Below are 17,431 nucleotides of genomic sequence, written 5' to 3' on the forward strand. Positions count from 1 at the left end.
GGAGAGCAGTGTCACCGGGCGCCGAAATCTACCGGCGCAAATTCCATTCGTCGCTGCCATACTTCCCTGCAGCGAGCCGCGCAGCCGCCGCTTCCTCGGCGGCGGTCAAATCCGCAGGCGCAAGCTCGACATCGAGCGCCTGCGCCCATCCCGAGGCGAACGCCTCCTCCGCCTCGGGCACCCCTACGGGCGGCAGCCCCCGGGCCGCCCGCAAACCGTTGATCGCCGCGGCCTTGCCGGCGAAATCAGCCGCGAGCCGCTCGCGCAGCCGCTCCGAACGAAATTGCAGCAGCTCGAACAGCAGCCCGACGTCAATGTCGAGCAGGATCGAGCCGTGCTGCAGCACCGCCCCGTGCTGGCGCACCTGGGCGCTGCCCGCCACCTTGCGTCCGTCCACGACAAGCTCGTACCACGAAGGCGAATCGAAGCAGGCGGCCGATCCTGCCGTTGCGTACTTCGCCTTCTCCTCCTCCGACGCCAACGACACCATTGACGCATCGAGCGACAGCGCCCTGAAGCCGTGCACAAGCCCTTCGCTCAACACGCGGTACGACTCCGTCACCGACGTCGGCAGCCCCGGATACCGTTCCGGCACGACGATCGAATACGTCAGCTCCGCATCGTGCAGCACCGCTCTCCCCCCGGTCGGGCGGCGTACGAAGCCGATGCCCCGCGCCTTCACCTCATCCAGCCGCACCTCATCCGCCGCCTTCTGGAAATAGCCGATCGACAACGTCGCCGGCGACCAGCCGAAGAAACGGAGCGTCGCCGGCGCCTCACCCGCTCCTACCGCCATCATGATCGCTTCATCCGCCGCCATATTATAAGCCGGAGAACACGCCCCCGACCGAACGTACCGCCATTTGCGCATCATTTTTTTCCTCCCCCGGTCCTTCACGCTCTATTCTTCCAACGATAATAGCACGGTCCGCTTCCGTTTACCAACGAACATGAATTGGAGCCGCATACGCGATCGGCAGCGCGCTGGCAGAAATCCTTCCGATTTCCCGGTCGACTCCCCCGCACTTCTGTCAGTACCTCGGACTCCCTTTCAATCTGTACCGGTACAGATTCGATTCAGCGGACATTTTGACCCCTAAAAAGACCATCTATTTCTCAAAAACCAGTACAGATGACCAGTACAGCATATAAAAATATTCAACTTTCACCCCGTCTGTACCGGTACAGTTTGAAAGGAGGCGAATGGAGAACCTGCATGGGGTCCGAAAATATGACTGAAAACGCAGAATCGACGACCTGATGATCCGGAAAAAGAGCAGAAATACGGATTCGCAACCCGAAAAACCGGCAAACGTGCAACCGCACATCGCCCCCACGCCTCGAAATTTCCATAAGTTATGAACAAAGCGCAAACCGAGCATACTAAAACGTATCGCGAGTTCAGGAACGGACGCAACAAAAAGAGGGGGCGATCAGCATGAGAAAGACCGTATTGCCGGAACCGACGCGAATGATTGGAGACCACTTGGCGCTTACCTTCGACCGCTCGTGGCTGGAAGAATTGGAATCGCGCATGGAGAAGAACGGTCCTTGGGATCATTTCACGCACTACCAACTCGCCTACGAAGCGGAACAAGCCGGACTCATTCAAAGTTTCGAAGAATTGCAGTGTCTCCGCCATCTGTCGAAGCTGCAGCCGCTGCCTCACCAGTTGGATGCCGCCCGCCGCGTGCTGCACGAAATGCGCGGACGCGCCATTCTTGCCGACGAAGTGGGCTTGGGCAAGACGATCGAAGCCGGGTTGATCCTTAAAGAATATTTGATTCGCGGTCTTGTGAAGAAGGCGCTCATTCTCGTCCCCGCGTCTCTCGTGCTGCAGTGGGTGCGCGAGCTGAACGGCAAATTCGGCATTCAGGCCGCCGCCCAGAAGAAGGAGCATATGTGGCAAAGCTGCGAGGTGGTGGTGGCGTCGATGGACACGGCCAAGCGCGACCCTCACCGGGACATCGTGCTCGGAATCGATTACGACATGCTCATCATCGACGAGGCGCACAAGCTGAAGAACAAGAAGACGACCAACTACCAATTCGTCAACCAAATCCGCAAGAAATACTGCCTTCTGCTCACGGCCACACCCGTGCAGAACGATCTCGGCGAGCTGTATAACTTGATCACGCTGCTCAAACCGGGCCAGCTCGGGGGACACGGAAGCTTTCTGGCGAACTATGTCGCGGAAAAAAGGATCCCCAAAAACGAAACGGCGCTCCAACAAGAATTGCAGAAGGTGATGATCCGAAACAGGCGCAGCGACGGCGGGGTCGAGTTCACGAAGCGCCACGTGAAGAACATTACGCTCAAGCTCTCGCCCGAGGAACAAGAGTTGTATGAAGGAGTGACCCGCTTTATAAAGCAGCGGTACGAAGACTCGGGAGGAGACATAAGCAGCGGATTGGCGCTCGTGACGCTGCAGCGGGAGGTGTGCTCTTCGCGCGATGCGGTATTTATATCGTTGGTGAACATCTTTAAGAAGCTTCCGGAAGATTCCCCTACAAGGCAGCGCGTATGGGATTTGGTGAACCTGATCCGCAACATTCAAGCGAACACGAAGGCGGAGAAGGCGATGGAGCTCATCCGGGAGATCAACGACAAGGTGCTCATTTTCACCGAATACCGCGCCTCTCAGGAATATTTGCTCAGCTTCCTGAAGCAGCATCATATTACGGCCGTCCCTTACCGGGGCGGCATGAACCGCGGCAAGAAGGATTGGATGATGGATTTGTTCCGTTCCCGCGCGCAGGTGATGGTGGCGACCGAGGCGGGCGGGGAGGGCATTAACCTTCAATTTTGCCATCACATCATTAACTTCGATTTGCCGTGGAATCCGATGCGCATCGAGCAGCGGATCGGCCGCGTCCACCGGCTCGGCCAGACGCAGGACGTGAAAATATACAATTTGTCGACGGCCGGCACGATCGAAGAGCATATACTGAATTTGCTGCACGAAAAGATCAACATGTTCGAGCTCGTCATCGGCGAAGTGGACACGATTGTCGAGCGGTTCGAACGGAAATCGAATTCGCTCGAGTCGAGCCTGCTCAAGATCGTGCTGGAATCGAAAGACGACAACGATCTGCGCGAGCGGATGAACCGCTTGAGCAGCTCGTTCCACAGCATGTCGGACGAGGAAGACGGGGACGAGCTCGACGCGGGGTCGGCCAAGGTTCAGCGCCGGGCGCGAATCGGAGCGATTATCGACGGCGTCTCCCGCACGGTCGGCACGGGTACCGGAGCGGAGGTGACATGAGGCTATGAACGCCAAACAGGTGCACAAATTCGTCTCCCGCTATTTGGAGGCCACGGAATCGCACATTGTCGAGAAATCGCCTGCGCATCTTACGGTGAGGCTGTCGCCCGAGGCGGATAAGGACTTGACCAACCGTCCGTATTATTGGAGCTTCGTGGAGCGGACCGGCGTCGAACCGCAAACGATGACGCTGACGTTCGTATTCGATCCGGAGAAGGCTCCGGCGCCAGCCAAGGGTCCCGTGGCCGGTGCCGCATCAGCCCAGCCGCAGGCGCAACCGCAGCCGCAGGCACAGGTACAGGGGCAGCCCGCTCAGGCTCAAGGGGACTCGATTTTAAGCCGTTACTTCGGATTCGCTCCCTCTCCTCCGGTCGTTGGCCGTATCACGCATGACGAAGTGACGTATGGGAGCCGGCGTCTTGAGCAGCTGTTCGGCATCGTGCGAAACAAAGGACGGTTCGTCCAGATGTACGAAGATGTGAAGAGCTCGCGGGGCGCGCCGGTCTACGTGTATCAGACGTGGCTCGCCGTCAACTATAAGCTCGAGTTTTGCTGCGACATGAAACGGGACGAGCTGCATTCCCTCGGAATCTCATTGCAGACGGGGGAAATCGTCGACGATTTTTACGAACGGTTGTCCCGTATGCAGCTTACTCCGCGTCTGCCCGCCAATACGCTGGTGCAGCGGCCGGCCTGGTCCGTAACAAGAGCCGCGGGAGCTTTGGAGCAATATTTGGAGCGTGAAATCCGCGGTTATAATCACAGCTGGGCGCACGAGGCACATGAGCGGCTGCGGGATGAATTGGCGAGAGTGGACGCGTATTATGCGGAAGTGCTGCAAAGCGTTGAGCCGGAAAACCGCCCGCTCGTGCAAGCTCAATACGAGCACCGGAAGCTCGAGATCGAATGGCAGTACCGGCCCCGTGTCGAAGCGTCGGTGTTGAACGCCGGCGTATTTCATATCGGTCACGGCTCGCTGGCAATGAATTGACGCCATTCGGCAAAAGTTCCGATATTTTTCGGACAAGAACGGACAAACTTTTTGCCAGCAATCCACTACACTTATAAAAAGGTTGTCGGGCTTGTCCTACAATAAGGAGGTGACCGCGATGCGGTTATTCCTGTTTATCGCTGTATTGGCGTTATGCACAGCCACAGCCGCGCCGCTCGCAGCCGGCGCCTTGCAAGGCGGCAAGCCGGCCGATACCGCAGCCGCCGCTCCTTCGGGAGCCGTATCCGAGGATGCGCAAATTTCCGAATGGATTGAGCGGCTGTCGAGCGAGCCGGGCTTCGAATCATGGAAACGGGCTTCGTGGACGAAATACCCGCTCGGCCCGGGCAAACGCGGCTGGGTGGTGATCGTGAAACAATCGGGTGCGGCCGGGACGGTTGAAGAGGCGGGCTACTTGGTCGTTGTCGAGATGCCCGGCGGGAAGCTGCAGTTGGAAGAATACGGTGTCGGAGAAGCTCCACTCTTCTCAATGAGGACGCTCGAACGGTCGTTGGCGTCGGAGGGGCTGGAGAACGTGAAGTTCACGGCGGAAGCGAAACGCGATCGCGTGTATTTCGACGCTCTGCACGCTTATTGGAAAGTGACTGAAGGCGGAAAGATACGTTTCGCGGACGCGAAAAGCGGAGAGTGGCTGCCGATCGAGGACAAAGACGTTCAACGCTTGAAAGCTGCAAACTCCGCCGCTGTCTCCGTTTCCAAGAAAACACATCTGATGTCGAAGAATGTTGCCGACCCGTACATGAGTATAGGCTGGATCACCGCGAAACCGCTTCCGGTCCGCGGATGGAACGATCTGCTGGCACTGTTGGGCGGAAATCAAGCGCAGCTCGTATATAGTGCGGATCTATACGAAGGGATGATGCTTTGGCCGTTCGGCGTCGCCGGGGTCCACGCATGGTCGCCGGACGGTACGGCAGCGCCGCGCGGTTATGTAGCGTTGGAGCACGAAGGTTTGAGATACGTTCCGTTCGACCGGCTGGCCGCCAACGGGACGTTCCGGCAATAATTCATTTTACCGGTTATTCTCCTCTTAACATATAAAGCCCTCGGAAGGGGACGGCGTCTTAATCGTCCTTGGCCGAGGGCGCTTTTTTGTTTCTGCGGCTGCCGAAAAACATCGATAACGCCATTGGAAGCATACCGAACAAGCGCGTTCCCCACGGCTCGCGGGTTTGCTTTCGTTCGAGCTTGCGGTGTTTCCGCTCCTCCGGCGGCATATCGATATACGATACTACTTTCTCCGTGACGTATTTAACGAGCTCTTCCCCTTTAGCCATATTGCGTTCGCCTCCTCATCCTTATTGTGGGCACGGGAGGCAGGCTTTAAACATCGTCTTCGTCCCCGGGCTCGTCTCCGCCGATCGCGTCGGCGACGGCCGGCGGCACCGCCCGCGGCTCCGAGTACGGCTGATACACGTACCGCCGGTCCAGCTTGACGAGCCGGCGCGTCCGTTTGCGGATCAGCACGCTCTTCTCGTCCCACGCCACGACAAATCCGCGCACATCGTTGTCCCGGTTCGCATCTCTCACGACGCGAAGCAATGTGCCTTCCACCCGGTATATATCCAGCTGCTCGTCCGATATCACGTCTCACGCCTCCTTTTTAAAAGAAAAAAGACCTACCGCCGAAACGTATAGGCCTTAACACCGCAAAAGCTTAACCGACATGCTCCTTGGAATCGTTCGGCTGGTTCTCATACCAGTGGTCGAGCACCTTCGCGGACATCACCCTCTGGCGCACATATTCGGCCTGCTGCCCGGTAAAATGCTTCTCCCACTCATAACCGCAATCTTGGCATATGTTAACAATGGTCAACAATTCCGACCAAGCGACGTATCGTTTGTACCAGAAAAATTGAGGATGTTCCACCATGTAAGGGTAGAGGTCATCAAACTCGGTGTGTTTGCAGTCGACTGTACGCTCGAAATGCGTCTTAGCCGCGTCAAGCTTCTTTGCTACATATTCGTCCGTCAACGGTTGATTCCCCATCGTGACGCCCTCCTCTCCGAAACTTACTCCCCATTATATCGGAATATCGGAAAGGAAGAAAGATAGGGACGAGTTGAAAAATGATGCTAATTTCGTTGGGTGAAACCGTGCTCGTCCTTATTCCCCCACGAACCGCACCTGTCCGCCGGAAAGAGATGCGATGCGGGCCAACGACTCCACGCGCACGCCTCTGTCCCGGAGCCATTGTCCTCCAGGCTGGAACGCTTTCTCAATCGCGATGCCCGCGCCGGCCAGCGTGGCGCCCGCCCGCTCGATAATGCGCAGCAAGCCTTTCGCCGCGTCGCCGTTGGCGATAAAGTCGTCGATGAACAATACTCTGTCGTTCGATGTGAGCAGCGTCTTCGCTACGATGATGTCGGTGACGATCCCTTTCGTGAACGAAGGCACCCGCTCAGCGTAATACTCGCCTTCATTCATAAGCGCCGTCCGGCGCCGGGCGTACACAAGCGGCACGCCGAGCTCGATCGCGGTCGCATAGGCGATCGCGATCCCGGACGATTCGATCGTGATCACGCGGGTCACTCCTGTCTCGCGGAACCGGTCCGCGAACGTCCTGCCCATCTCCGAAATCAGCTTCGGATCGACGCCGTGATTCAAAAACGCATTCACGTTCAGCACCTGTTCCGACAACACGCGTCCGTCTTCCCGTATACGCCGTTTCAACAACTCCATAAGGGGCCTCCCGCTTCTACATAATGTATAAAAATACCATACAAAAATTTGCGAATCAACCGATTTCGGGTGCAACTTTTCCCATTGAAATCCAGTCTATAGTATTAGGCGGAAATACAAAAACACGTGAAATGTTGCACCAGTGAACGTCACGCATCTTGTTGCGATACATTCGAAGCCTTTTCCCGTCAAAACGGTTCGAATTGGAAAAAAATCGTCTTTGAGAGGGAGCGCCATGAAGGAGTATAGTGTTTGTATATATAAAGAACCCAGTTCCAAGCATGGGTCGGATAGCGAGATGAGACATATGAGATACGGTAAAGGTTTGAGCGTTGCCGCGATATTGTTGGCGCTCGGCTTTGTAATGGCATGCAGTGATGATACGGCTGCAGTCGGAACCGAACCGGAGGCAAGCGGTACGGCACAAGGCGGGTCTGCAACAAATCCGGCGCCGGCGGCGGACTACCGCCCTGAAGGCGTCGATACAGCAATTCCGGCAAGCCCGGAAGCAACGATTCCGGCTGACGGCACCGCCAAGAAAGAAGAGATCGAGGTGGCTTCCCCGGACGCGAAAGCGGAAGACGCCGCTCCCAAGACGAAGCCCGAGACGGAAACCTCCTCCGGCGAACAAGATCGCGTGTCCCCTGCGGAGACCAGGCAAAGTTTCAACAAACGCAATTACGATGTGAACGAGACGTTCGACGCGAAGCGGTCGACCTTGATGGGACTCGACACGCAATCGGACTTGGATGCGGTACACACCAGGTTCGGCAAGCCGGCGGAGACATACTCCCTGCCGGACGACACTTCGAATGCCACCGTATACGCTTATCCCGGCTTTGCGATCGGCATAAGCAACGGAACCGTCCTCTTTGTGGAAGTAAACTCGTCTGCGATCAATCCCGGATTGAACGGGTTCCGCGTCGGCGGAACGGTTGACGAAGCGATTGCCGCGATCGGCAAACCGTCGTCCCAAACCGATTACGTTCTTGCTTACAACAACAACGGCGTCATCTTGAAACTGGATGTCGACCCCAAAAACAAACAAATCCAATCCGTTAAATTATTTCCGGAAGAATGACTCCGGATGCAAGGCCGCCCTCCCGGGCGGTCTTTTTTTTGCGTCCTACCCGGTTGTACTATCTGCCGGGTGCTCGTCATACCTTGTACTAATACAAACGTGTACAGGCAGGGGGAGCGCGATGAGACGAACGGCCGCCGTATGGCAAGTCGCTTTTACGTACATCGGCACCGTCGTGGGTGCAGGGTTTGCCACCGGTCAGGAAATATTGCAATTTTTCACGAAATACGGCGGCGTCGCATTGTTCACGATCTTAATATCGACGGCGCTTTTTATTTGGTTCGGAACGAAAATCATGCTGCTCGCAAATGAAATCGGGGCAAAATCTTATGAGGATTTGAACCGGCACTTGTTCGGCGGCAAGATCGGCGAATGGTTTTCCTTACTGCTCCTTATTGAACTGTTTTCGGTAGCGGTCGTCATGCTGGCGGGAGCCGGATCGGTGTTTCAAGAGCACCTGGGGCAGCCGTTCTTGCTGGGCGTAACCGTTACGCTGCTCCTTGGCTATTATGTAATTTCGAAGGGGATGAAAGGCATCGTTGCCGTAAATACGATCGTCGTTCCGCTCATGCTTGTGTTTACCGGGATCGTATTTTGGAACACCGTTCATCTCCCGGAATTCGCGGCGAGCGGCTGGGCTACCCGCGAAGATCCGTACCCTCCGGGGCGGGCCTGGATCGCGCCGCTCCTATATTCGGCGTTCAATCTCGCATCCGCGCAGGCGGTGCTTGTGCCTCTCGGGGCGTCGGTGAAAGACCGGAGCGCGATCGCGTGGGGCGGCTTGTTCGGCGGGCTCGGGTTGGGCCTATTGCTGCTAGCCGGCCATATTTCGCTATCCGTGCATGCGCCGGCGATCTTTCGCTACGAAATTCCGATGGGTTTGGTCGTGGCCGGGCTCGGACCGGCGATTCATTTGATTTATTTAGTGCTCATTTACGCTGAAATATTTACGACGTTCATCGCCGACGTATTCGGCTTGTCGCTCCAGATGGAGCAGCGCACCCGGTTGAAACGCAACGTTTTGATAGTCAGCACGCTGATCCTATGTTTTGCCGTCAGCTTTGTCGGATTCAAGGCGCTGCTGTCGACGCTCTATCCGTTCTTCGGCTTCTTAAGCCTCATCTGGTTCGGTATGGTCATTGCCCGCGGAAGAAGGACCGCCTGACTTCCGGCTGCCGAGCAACCGGACCGTCATCCCGAGGCGCACGAACAAAAACACGCCCGCCAAAGTATTGTACACGAATCCAGAAAGCATGTACCCGGTGTGGAAGTAAGGGTAGCGGCCGCCGCTCCCGTCGCGGAGCATGCCGATCAAATCGGCCAGCAGGAAGAGCGATCCTACCGCGTTCGTTCAGATGTATCGTGCCGGTTTTCCAACCGACCTTGTATGTGATTTTGCGGTCGCCGCCGCGATCCGCACGTTGATTGCTATTCCCGCCGGTCATGCTTTCTGTCTCCTCCTTGCTTACTAAGCCTAGTCTCGCGGACAACCTTCGGTTGCCTCCTCGCCTTTCTTGTGCCGGAAAGGCCGATTCGTTACAATTAGTACCAACATATGTTTCGACGCAAGGCGGTGGGTTATCCATGAAAGTAGCGGCGATTACAGGCGGCGCCCAAGGCATCGGAAGGGCGCTCGCGATGCGGTTTGCGGAACAAGGTTATGCCGTATCCATATGCGATGTCGACAAAGACGCCGGCTTTGAAGTCATTCGCGCCATCCGCCGGATGAACGGCAAAGCGATGTTCCTCGCCGCCGACGTGGCGAAGGAGGACGACGTCGAGCGCTGGATCCGGCTGACGGCCGAGGAGTTCGGCGGTCTGCACGCGCTCGTGAACAATGCGGGCATCGGCCGTTCGGGGCCGATGACGGAATTGCCGATGGCGGACTGGGACCGCGTCATCGGCGTAAACCTGCGCGGCACGTTCTTGTGCTCGCGAGTCGCGGCGCGCGAGATGGCGCGGGACGGCGGCGGCGCGATCGTGAACATCGCCTCGACGCGCGCTCTCATGTCCGAGCCGGATACGGAGGCGTACGCGGCTTCCAAGGGCGGAATACTCGCCCTGACGCATGCGATGGCGGTATCGCTCGGCCCGCAGCGGATCCGCGTCAACGCCGTGTCCCCCGGCTGGATCGAGGTGCGCGACTGGCAGTACGGCGAACGCGCGTCGATTCCGATCCACAGCGAACGGGACCGGCTTCAGCACCCCGTCGGCCGCGTCGGCCGGCCCGACGATATTGCCGAGGCTTGTCTATACCTCGCAAGCGAGAAGGCCGGCTTCATCACCGGCCAAAACTTAGTAATCGACGGCGGCATGACCGTCAAGATGATCTACGCGGAGGAGTAGCCGGCGGCGGGTTACTCCTCCTTGGCTTCCGCGGCGGCGGCGGCTTCGTCGCGACCGGACAAACCTCTGTCGATAACGGTGCCCTCCCCGGCAGCGGCTTCGGCTTCGGTGTAAACCCGCTTGAGCTGGCGGATCACCCGGTTGAGCGAGTACGTGCGCTTCGCTTTCTCCCACGCGGCGCGCGACAATTCATACCGGAACGCCGGATCGACAACGACTTGCTCCAATGCGTCCGCCAGCGCGCCCACATCGTCGACCGGCACGAGCAGCCCGTTCACGCCGTGTTCGATCTGCTCCGCAACGCCGCCAACGTTCGTGCCGATGAGCGCGAGCCAGCACAACGCCGCTTCCGCAAACACATTCCCGAACGCTTCGGCGCGCGACGGCAGCACGAACACGTCGAAGAACGGCATAAACTCCTCCGGATGGAGCATATATCCGTAAAAAATAATGTCGTCGTACACGCCGAGCTTCCGGGCCATTTCCTCCAGCTCCTCGCGCATCGGACCGTCGCCGATCATGTGGAGGACGAACGGAAGCCCGCGGCGCTTCAGCTCCGCGCAAGCGCGAATAAGTACGTCAAGTCCTTTCGCGGGCACCAGACGGCACATGGAGACGAGCTGGGGCACCGCGTTATCGTGAGCGATCGGCTTGAACCGCTTCTCATCGAAGCCGTTGCGGATGACCATAATGCGTTCCGGGTGATCGACATATTGACTCATATATCCTTTGAACGAATCGGACACCGTCATCAGCCGGTCCGCCGTCGCCTCCAGTTCACGGTACAAGGATGTCAGGAACCGCTCCTCCGGCCCGCCTTCCTTGATTCGCCCGTTCAGCAGCAGCTCCTTCTCGTAACTCGAGTGCACCGTCATCAGCACCGGCGTATCCGGAAACACCCGCTTCATCACGAGCCCCGCGATCGGGTGGTGCGCATGGATCAGATCGTATTTCTTGCTTACCCGCAGCTTTGTCCACCATACATAGTCCCGTATCGTCTGCATGTACTTCTCTATGATCGGCACGCCTTCGAACTCGCGCCAATCGAACGTTCGAAACTCGAACGGCTCGCTTCCCTTGCCCCTCACCCTCTTCGGGATCGAGAACAATTCCATATTCCAACCCATCCGGGCAAAACGTTCCTGCACATACGGCACCATCGACGAAACCCCGCCGGGTTGCTCAGGCGGAAAAAATAAAGCTTGCAATACGTTCACGGCCGTCTCCCCTTCAGGTTTTCTTCAATAGTTTAAGAATACAAAAAATCACTCCCCGGAACAACGGTAATGATAGGCGGAACTCTTTTCAACCTTTAGATTCGCCGGCAATATTCAGAATGCGGCTTTTCGCACACTACTAGCGTAAGCGCTTGCAACAAGTCCTATGACTGCGGGATTGTGAGTTATTTCACAGGACGAGCCTGCCTTTTTTTGTTACAATGATAAAGCTGGACGGAAGGAGGCGCATACATGACGGTTCGCGACTTGTTTATGGGGACGCAGGGCGGCACCGTGTCCGCTTTGCTCATATTGCTCATGCTCTTCCTGATGCTCACGATGTCGGTGCGGCTCATGATGTCGCGGAGGAAGAAGGCTTACTTTTCACTGACATTCTCGCTCCTGCTGATCGCCGCGCAGTATACGTTCATCGCCGTGCTGGGCGACGGCCACGGCTCGCGGGACGGAGGCGCGGACCATTATATCGTACAAGGTCTGCAGACGGTGTCGTTCATATTGACCAACGTCGGATTGTACCAACTGTATAACACGACGAAACGCAAGGCTTCTCTGCTGATGGGCTTAGGCGTGTTCGGCGCGTTCGCCATCATGGCGCTGCGCCATTACGCGGGCACCCGGATGCTTGCGAATGTTTCCGAGGCCGCAGCGGTGCAAACCAATGCGTTTCTTAACATTTGGATGGACTTTTATTTGTATTTGCTCATTCTGATTTGTTTTTACTTAATTACGCCTGCGGTAGGCCAAACCAAGAAGTATCAAATCGCATTGGTGGTGTACTTCCTCACCCACTCCGCTCATGTGCTCAATGAATATTTGTACGAGGGTACGTCCGCCGGGTTGACGTTTGCGGAACATTTTCTGCCTGTCGTGTACTTCTTCATGATCTTCCAGTTCATGTTCGAGCGAATGCTCGAGCTGATGCAGGCCGTATACCATTCGTCCATTACCGACGGGCTGACGGGGCTGTTCAACCGCCGGTATTTCACCCGCCGCCTGCAGCAATACGTGCAAAGCGGGGCGGCCGTCAGCGTTATATTTACCGATATCGACAATTTCAAGAAGCTCAATGATACGCAAGGGCACCAACGGGGGGACGAGGCGCTGCGCCACGTAGCGTCGATCGTGATGGAGGAGGCGGACGGCATCGGCATTCCGGGGCGGTTCGGCGGGGAAGAGATCGTCATGCTCATCACCGAGCCGGGCGAGGATCCCGCGAAAGTCGCCGAGAAGGTGCGAGCCCGCGTCGAAGCCGAGGCCGGCGTGACCGTCAGCGTCGGTTGGAGCAAATACCGCAAAGGCATCAGCGGAGACGGACTGCTGAAGCAAGCGGACGAGGCGATGTATTATTCGAAGAAAAGCGGCAAAAACCGCGTGACCGGGCACCGCCACATTCCCGCGCTGAAACGGGCGGATGCGATGAACGACTAGCGCCTAATATAGGCGAATCGCCCGGTCACATCGCCTACGGGACACATATACTGTATCGTTCATGATTCCTTATACATGGAGGAAAAACGGTATGTTTACGTATGTGGTTCAACCCGGTGATACGCTGTTTGGGACAACCGGGACAGCCTGGTCAACCGGAGATCGCTTAAACCGGCGGGTGCGCCGGTTGGAAGAACGATAAGCAGTCGTGCAACGAAACCTCCGGCCCCATCCCGCCTGAGGTTATTCGTCATACCGTCATTGCCGGGGAAATGTCCAAGTCTAGTCATGTTCAAACTTGGGAATAAGTGAAGATGACCGCATACGATAAAATGTCGCAAGGGAGGCATCGCATTTTGTTCGATCCTACCGCATTTGATAATTGGAAGGTCGTTGTCGAAGGGGCATTGTACGATTTGGACCGGGAAGGAGCGATAGCCGTCGTCGGAAGGGAGGATCTGGTCGATTTGGCGGGAATGTCGCGATCGTTTCGGATCAGCGCGTCGCTTCCGGGGGAGTCGGCCCGCGCCGAGCTGCTTCTGCATTCGGATATGGCGGATTTTGTAGGGGAACGGCACGACGTCCGGTTATCGGAGGGGCCTCCCGGCATTCGAATCGAAGTTCGTTTGGCCCTTCCCGGCGAGCGTATAAAGGACATACGGGCGCTGCACGGGAACCTCGAATCGCTCTGGCGGAACGATGCGCAAGTGCGCCATTCCGTAACCGTTGCGGTGGACCCGCACAACCCGCAATCGCCTGCCGCGGCAAGCGGGAGCGAGTACATCATTCATCTGGAGTTCCGGGACAAATGGGGAGAGGACCGCTTAGGCGACATCGACACCCTGCAGACACGCCTCTTGGAATCGCTCCGGCAGATTCAATCTTGATCGACTCATAAATTTGGGCGTTTCGGTAAAAATAACCTAGTCGACTACGACGGAATGGGGTGAATTACGTGGACAAGGAAACACAAGAAGGAATGAAGAACTTGGACATGACGGCCGAAGCCGGCGAACTGGTTAAAGCCGCTTCGACCAAGCACGATGCGGAGCTCGGCGAAGAGCAGCAAGAAGCGAAGGTAACCGGCACGCCGGAGTATAAGGAAAACCCCTGACGGTGTCGCAACATAAATGGGTGTGGCGGGATATACTCTGGTATATCCCACCCGTTTACCATTCTGTTTTGCGTAACCGGATTTTCTCCGGGTAGCAGCAAATAATTATCACCAACACTCCAGCGGCAACTTTTTCCTCTGTACAACTGTCCAACCGCCCTTTTTGCATATTCCACCGAATGTAGCGGTACTTATTGCCGCTGCATTTCATCCAATATTCGAACCCACTCTCTAGCGGAAACTTTTACCGCTGCAAATCACATCATATCCGCCAACAGCTCATACGCGATCGCGAACTAGATTCGAAATCATGCGTGATCGTAACAACGATCACTTCTTCTACGCCGTATTCATTATGGGGGCAACAAAAAAGGATCAAGCTCATTGCAATGAACTTGATCCCACACATAGCACGCTTACGATTGAGCCGCTTTCTCCGCGTCGAGGTAGCCCTCGCCTTGCACGACATTGGGAAGATTCCAATCTTCCGAGCCGTTGAGCAGCATTTGTTTAATTTGATCCGGGGAAGCCCCCTTATATTTCTCCAACAACAGCGCTGCCGCCCCGGCGCAGATCGGCGTCGACATCGAGGTGCCGGACATTGTAAAGTAGTATTCGTCCACACGGCTTGCTTTCGACATTTTATCCAAATAGGAATTTGGCGACCGCAACGAGATGATATTCACCCCGGGAGCGAGCAGGTCGGGTTTGATAATCCCGTCGATGGTAGGGCCGCGGCTGGAGAAATCGGCTGCTTCGTCATCGGAACGGTCGGGCGTGCTTTTGTCGTCCATCGCTCCCACCGTAATGACGACCGGACTGATTCCCGGACTTGCAATGGTGTTATAATCCGGCCCTTCATTGCCCGCCGCGACGCAGACGACTATACCCGCATCCCACGCCTTCTCCACGATTCTCACTACCGGATCCTCGGAAGCGGGCATTGTCGCCGTGCTGCCAAGCGACATCGATATTATATCGATGCCTAAACCATTTTTATTGTCGATACACCATTGAACGCCGGCTATCACCGTTGACAAAGAACCCGAACCCATCATGTCGAGCACCTTCACGCCGACAACATTCGCCTCCGGCGCCGGCGCACGGTATTTGCCTCCGGAAGCGTAACCGTTCCCCGCCGCATCGCCGGCGCAGTGGGTTCCGTGGCCGTTGTCGTCATACGGGGCGGCCTGGTTGCCGACGAAATCTTTGAAAGCGACGATTCTGTACTCGGGGTTGATAAGATCTTCATGCGGGTAAATGCCGGTATCAACGATCGCGATCGTCACTCCTTTTCCGGTAAGTCCGGATTCATGGAGCAAATCGGCGCGGATGGACGGGGTCGCGTTGTTCAATAGCGCCTTGACCTTCCGGTCGGCGTGCACCTTCTTGATATGTTGGCATGAATGCAGCAATTCCTCGAGTCCCGCGGCCGTAAATTCGGCCGAGCAGCAGGAGATGGACGGAAATTCATGTGTCACGCCGCACCTCCGGTGATGCCGCGCCGATGCGTGCACCTGATTCATGAGTTCGCCGTACGGTTTGTCACAATCGGCAAACTCTATAATGACGGGAAACTTTTTGCTAGATTTGTAAAACTTTTCTATCGAAGAATGCATAAAACAAGGAACCCACCGGAACGGACGGTACAATTCAAGCATCTGTTCCCGGAGTTGTTTGTCCAGCCGCTTTGAAAATTGCCTCACAAACTGAACCATGGAGAATCCATACATGTTGTTTCCCTCCTAATGATGTACCCACTGTCCATATTCATTCTATGAATTAGGCCGGACAACGGACACGATTAAGAGTCTACTAGGAGGAAAAATAGATGCTAGCGGATTTGACGGTTCGTCAACGACTTGGACAATTGAAACCTTCCGCGGCGGATGTAAGATTTGACGGTATTTTCAGGACAACCGAGCAGCTCGGCGATTTCGCCGTATGTGGATTGCTCGAAGATTCTTAGGTACAGTGCCGTGCGCGTTTGCGGATGGAGCCGCCGCAGCGAGCTCCGTACAAGGAGATCGAACTCGTTGTCGATTGCCTCCTGCTCCGGTGTGGCGCCGGACGGAATCGAATGGTCGAGCGGGATTAAGACGACGCGACGCTTGCGCCGCAACCTGTCGATGAAGAGCCGGTAGCCGGTTTTAAACAGCCACGATTTCGGACATTCCGGCAAGCTGTTCTGCTGGCATAGCCGGACAAAAATATCTTGCACGAGATCGGCCGCTTCATCGCGATTACAGGTAAGCTTCATCAAATAATTGTGCAAGAAGGCGCGATGAGCGCCGTAAAGATCGCTCACAGCGGTTTTCCTATCCATCCGGCGGATTGCACCTCCTTATCGGACTTCTCGCCGCCCGAAGCGGAAGCGCCGTCAGGAGGTCTGATTATAACGTTCCTTCCGTCGAACTCGAGGATCGCCTTGCTGCCGACATTCATTTCCTCGAGATAAGCCTTCGGGATTTGCAGCCGTCCCGCCCGGTCGATGACGACATATTCCTGATGCCGGTTGCCGAATCGCGCGGATCCGGGCGCCTCTTCCTCTTCCGCACCTGCCGGCCCGACGCGCTCTTTACGCTTGACCCATTCGGTGCTCGTCATGCCGTCCCGAATCGCGACTACGCGATCAACCTTGTCCGCAACGGACAAATCGTGCGTGACGATGACGACGGTGACGCCCATATCGCGGTTCAGACGTCGGAAAATACCGAGAATTTGCTCCGCGGTCGCGCTGTCGACCGAGCCGGTCGGTTCGTCGGCGAGCACGAGCGGCGGGCGGTTGGCCAGCGCAATCGCAATGGCCACCCTTTGCTGTTCGCCGCCGCTCAGTTGGGTGAGCCGGTTGCCCATCCGGTGCTCGAGGCCTACGGCCGCGAGCAATTGTTTGGCATACGCGCGGTCCGCTTTGCCCCGAACAACGAGCATAGGCAGTTCGACGTTTTCGAGTGCGGTAAGGTACGGCACCAGGTTGCGCGCGTTATTTTGCCAGATGAAGCCGACGGTTTTCCGCTTATACTCGATCAGCTGCTCATTCGTTATCTTCAGCAAGTTCCACGGCCCGACGATCGCCTGCCCCGCGGACGGCCGGTCGAGACCGCCGAGAATGTTGAGCAGCGTCGATTTGCCGCTGCCGCTGTTGCCGATAATCGCCATCATTTCTCCGTGTTCGACCGTCAAGTTCAACCCTTGCAAGGCGACGACCTCGATGTCGTCGGTTTTGAAAATTTTCACAAGACCCTCGCAATGAATCATTTCGTC

General features: G+C 56.6%; 18 protein-coding genes. 9 read left to right on the forward strand and 9 right to left on the reverse strand.

Annotated elements, in window-relative coordinates:
• Positions 1–28: 28 nt before the first annotated feature.
• Positions 29–871, reverse strand: coding sequence for a lipoate--protein ligase family protein (locus tag JET16_RS20275; protein WP_199619896.1), 843 nt, complete (start codon positions 869–871; stop codon positions 29–31).
• Between the two features lie 567 nt (positions 872–1,438).
• Between JET16_RS20275 and JET16_RS20280 the strand changes: the two genes are divergently transcribed.
• The 3 genes from JET16_RS20280 to JET16_RS20290 all read left to right on the forward strand — a co-directional run bounded on the left by JET16_RS20280 (position 1,439) and on the right by JET16_RS20290 (position 5,283).
• Positions 1,439–3,265, forward strand: a complete 1,827-nt coding sequence (locus JET16_RS20280) for a DEAD/DEAH box helicase (RefSeq protein ID WP_199619646.1) — start codon at positions 1,439–1,441, stop codon at positions 3,263–3,265.
• A 4-nt stretch (positions 3,266–3,269) separates the two neighbouring features.
• Positions 3,270–4,256, forward strand: a complete 987-nt coding sequence (locus tag JET16_RS20285) for a YqhG family protein (RefSeq protein ID WP_199619649.1) — start codon at positions 3,270–3,272, stop codon at positions 4,254–4,256.
• A 118-nt stretch (positions 4,257–4,374) separates the two neighbouring features.
• Positions 4,375–5,283, forward strand: coding sequence for a hypothetical protein (locus JET16_RS20290; protein ID WP_199619651.1), 909 nt, complete (start codon positions 4,375–4,377; stop codon positions 5,281–5,283).
• Between the two features lie 58 nt (positions 5,284–5,341).
• On the opposite strand, the gene JET16_RS20295 is transcribed toward JET16_RS20290, so the two are convergent.
• From JET16_RS20295 to JET16_RS20310, 4 genes are all read right to left on the reverse strand, one after another.
• Positions 5,342–5,554, reverse strand: coding sequence for a YqzE family protein (locus tag JET16_RS20295; RefSeq protein WP_199619653.1), 213 nt, complete (start codon positions 5,552–5,554; stop codon positions 5,342–5,344).
• Between the two features lie 46 nt (positions 5,555–5,600).
• On the reverse strand, positions 5,601–5,864 hold the full coding sequence (locus tag JET16_RS20300) for a hypothetical protein (protein ID WP_325176740.1): 264 nt from the start codon (positions 5,862–5,864) through the stop codon (positions 5,601–5,603).
• A 70-nt stretch (positions 5,865–5,934) separates the two neighbouring features.
• A complete protein-coding gene (locus tag JET16_RS20305) occupies positions 5,935–6,267 on the reverse strand; it encodes a hypothetical protein (RefSeq protein WP_199619655.1) in 333 nt (110 codons plus the stop codon).
• A gap of 117 nt (positions 6,268–6,384) precedes the next feature.
• A complete protein-coding gene (locus JET16_RS20310; RefSeq protein ID WP_199619664.1) occupies positions 6,385–6,960 on the reverse strand; it encodes a xanthine phosphoribosyltransferase in 576 nt (191 codons plus the stop codon).
• A 307-nt stretch (positions 6,961–7,267) separates the two neighbouring features.
• Between JET16_RS20310 and JET16_RS20315 the strand changes: the two genes are divergently transcribed.
• The 3 genes from JET16_RS20315 to JET16_RS20325 all read left to right on the forward strand — a co-directional run bounded on the left by JET16_RS20315 (position 7,268) and on the right by JET16_RS20325 (position 10,387).
• Positions 7,268–8,041 (forward strand): hypothetical protein, encoded by a 774-nt coding sequence (locus tag JET16_RS20315; RefSeq protein WP_199619667.1) that lies wholly within the window; start codon positions 7,268–7,270, stop codon positions 8,039–8,041.
• A gap of 121 nt (positions 8,042–8,162) precedes the next feature.
• Entirely contained in the window at positions 8,163–9,206 is a 1,044-nt protein-coding gene (locus tag JET16_RS20320) for a YkvI family membrane protein (protein ID WP_199619670.1), read from the forward strand.
• 419 nt (positions 9,207–9,625) lie between these two features.
• Positions 9,626–10,387, forward strand: coding sequence for a glucose 1-dehydrogenase (locus JET16_RS20325; protein WP_199619899.1), 762 nt, complete (start codon positions 9,626–9,628; stop codon positions 10,385–10,387).
• 11 nt (positions 10,388–10,398) lie between these two features.
• Here the strand turns inward: JET16_RS20325 and JET16_RS20330 are convergent, their stop codons facing one another.
• Positions 10,399–11,604, reverse strand: coding sequence for a glycosyltransferase family 4 protein (locus tag JET16_RS20330; RefSeq protein WP_199619672.1), 1,206 nt, complete (start codon positions 11,602–11,604; stop codon positions 10,399–10,401).
• Between the two features lie 252 nt (positions 11,605–11,856).
• Between JET16_RS20330 and JET16_RS20335 the strand changes: the two genes are divergently transcribed.
• From JET16_RS20335 to JET16_RS20345, 3 genes are all read left to right on the forward strand, one after another.
• On the forward strand, positions 11,857–13,053 hold the full coding sequence (locus JET16_RS20335; protein WP_199619675.1) for a GGDEF domain-containing protein: 1,197 nt from the start codon (positions 11,857–11,859) through the stop codon (positions 13,051–13,053).
• A 356-nt stretch (positions 13,054–13,409) separates the two neighbouring features.
• Positions 13,410–13,940 carry a hypothetical protein gene (locus JET16_RS20340; RefSeq protein ID WP_199619678.1) on the forward strand — a complete coding sequence of 177 codons (531 nt, stop codon included), beginning with the start codon at positions 13,410–13,412 and terminating at the stop codon, positions 13,938–13,940.
• 68 nt (positions 13,941–14,008) lie between these two features.
• Entirely contained in the window at positions 14,009–14,167 is a 159-nt protein-coding gene (locus JET16_RS20345) for a hypothetical protein (protein WP_199619681.1), read from the forward strand.
• 416 nt (positions 14,168–14,583) lie between these two features.
• Here JET16_RS20345 and JET16_RS20350 read toward each other — a convergent pair whose 3' ends face one another.
• From JET16_RS20350 to JET16_RS20360, 3 genes are all read right to left on the reverse strand, one after another.
• A complete protein-coding gene (locus tag JET16_RS20350; RefSeq protein ID WP_199619683.1) occupies positions 14,584–15,900 on the reverse strand; it encodes a S8 family peptidase in 1,317 nt (438 codons plus the stop codon).
• Positions 15,901–16,001: 101 nt separating this feature from the next.
• On the reverse strand, positions 16,002–16,493 hold the full coding sequence (locus JET16_RS20355) for an RNA polymerase sigma factor (protein WP_199619686.1): 492 nt from the start codon (positions 16,491–16,493) through the stop codon (positions 16,002–16,004).
• Positions 16,472–17,425: an ABC transporter ATP-binding protein gene (locus tag JET16_RS20360; protein ID WP_199619689.1), complete on the reverse strand. Its 954-nt coding sequence runs from the start codon at positions 17,423–17,425 to the stop codon at positions 16,472–16,474. Before JET16_RS20360 ends, JET16_RS20355 begins: the two co-directional genes overlap by 22 nt.
• Between the last annotated feature and the right edge of the window lie 6 nt (positions 17,426–17,431).

Origin of the sequence: Paenibacillus alkalitolerans (assembly GCF_016482785.1) — a bacterium.
Lineage (GTDB): Bacteria > Bacillota > Bacilli > Paenibacillales > YIM-B00363 > Paenibacillus_AE > Paenibacillus_AE alkalitolerans.

What these genes read in the sequence shown, in the direction of transcription:
- JET16_RS20275 (WP_199619896.1), bottom strand. Translation starts at nt 871, where the DNA reads ATGCGCAAATGGCGGTACGTTCGGTCGGGGGCGTGTTCTCCGGCTTAT.
- JET16_RS20280 (WP_199619646.1), top strand. Translation starts at nt 1,439, where the DNA reads ATGAGAAAGACCGTATTGCCGGAACCGACGCGAATGATTGGAGACCAC.
- JET16_RS20350 (WP_199619683.1), bottom strand. Translation starts at nt 15,900, where the DNA reads ATGTATGGATTCTCCATGGTTCAGTTTGTGAGGCAATTTTCAAAGCGG.
- JET16_RS20325 (WP_199619899.1), top strand. Translation starts at nt 9,626, where the DNA reads ATGAAAGTAGCGGCGATTACAGGCGGCGCCCAAGGCATCGGAAGGGCG.
- JET16_RS20360 (WP_199619689.1), bottom strand. Translation starts at nt 17,425, where the DNA reads ATGATTCATTGCGAGGGTCTTGTGAAAATTTTCAAAACCGACGACATC.
- JET16_RS20320 (WP_199619670.1), top strand. Translation starts at nt 8,163, where the DNA reads ATGAGACGAACGGCCGCCGTATGGCAAGTCGCTTTTACGTACATCGGC.
- JET16_RS20335 (WP_199619675.1), top strand. Translation starts at nt 11,857, where the DNA reads ATGACGGTTCGCGACTTGTTTATGGGGACGCAGGGCGGCACCGTGTCC.
- JET16_RS20315 (WP_199619667.1), top strand. Translation starts at nt 7,268, where the DNA reads ATGAGATACGGTAAAGGTTTGAGCGTTGCCGCGATATTGTTGGCGCTC.
- JET16_RS20310 (WP_199619664.1), bottom strand. Translation starts at nt 6,960, where the DNA reads ATGGAGTTGTTGAAACGGCGTATACGGGAAGACGGACGCGTGTTGTCG.
- JET16_RS20285 (WP_199619649.1), top strand. Translation starts at nt 3,270, where the DNA reads ATGAACGCCAAACAGGTGCACAAATTCGTCTCCCGCTATTTGGAGGCC.
- JET16_RS20355 (WP_199619686.1), bottom strand. Translation starts at nt 16,493, where the DNA reads ATGGATAGGAAAACCGCTGTGAGCGATCTTTACGGCGCTCATCGCGCC.
- JET16_RS20305 (WP_199619655.1), bottom strand. Translation starts at nt 6,267, where the DNA reads ATGGGGAATCAACCGTTGACGGACGAATATGTAGCAAAGAAGCTTGAC.
- JET16_RS20295 (WP_199619653.1), bottom strand. Translation starts at nt 5,554, where the DNA reads ATGGCTAAAGGGGAAGAGCTCGTTAAATACGTCACGGAGAAAGTAGTA.
- JET16_RS20290 (WP_199619651.1), top strand. Translation starts at nt 4,375, where the DNA reads ATGCGGTTATTCCTGTTTATCGCTGTATTGGCGTTATGCACAGCCACA.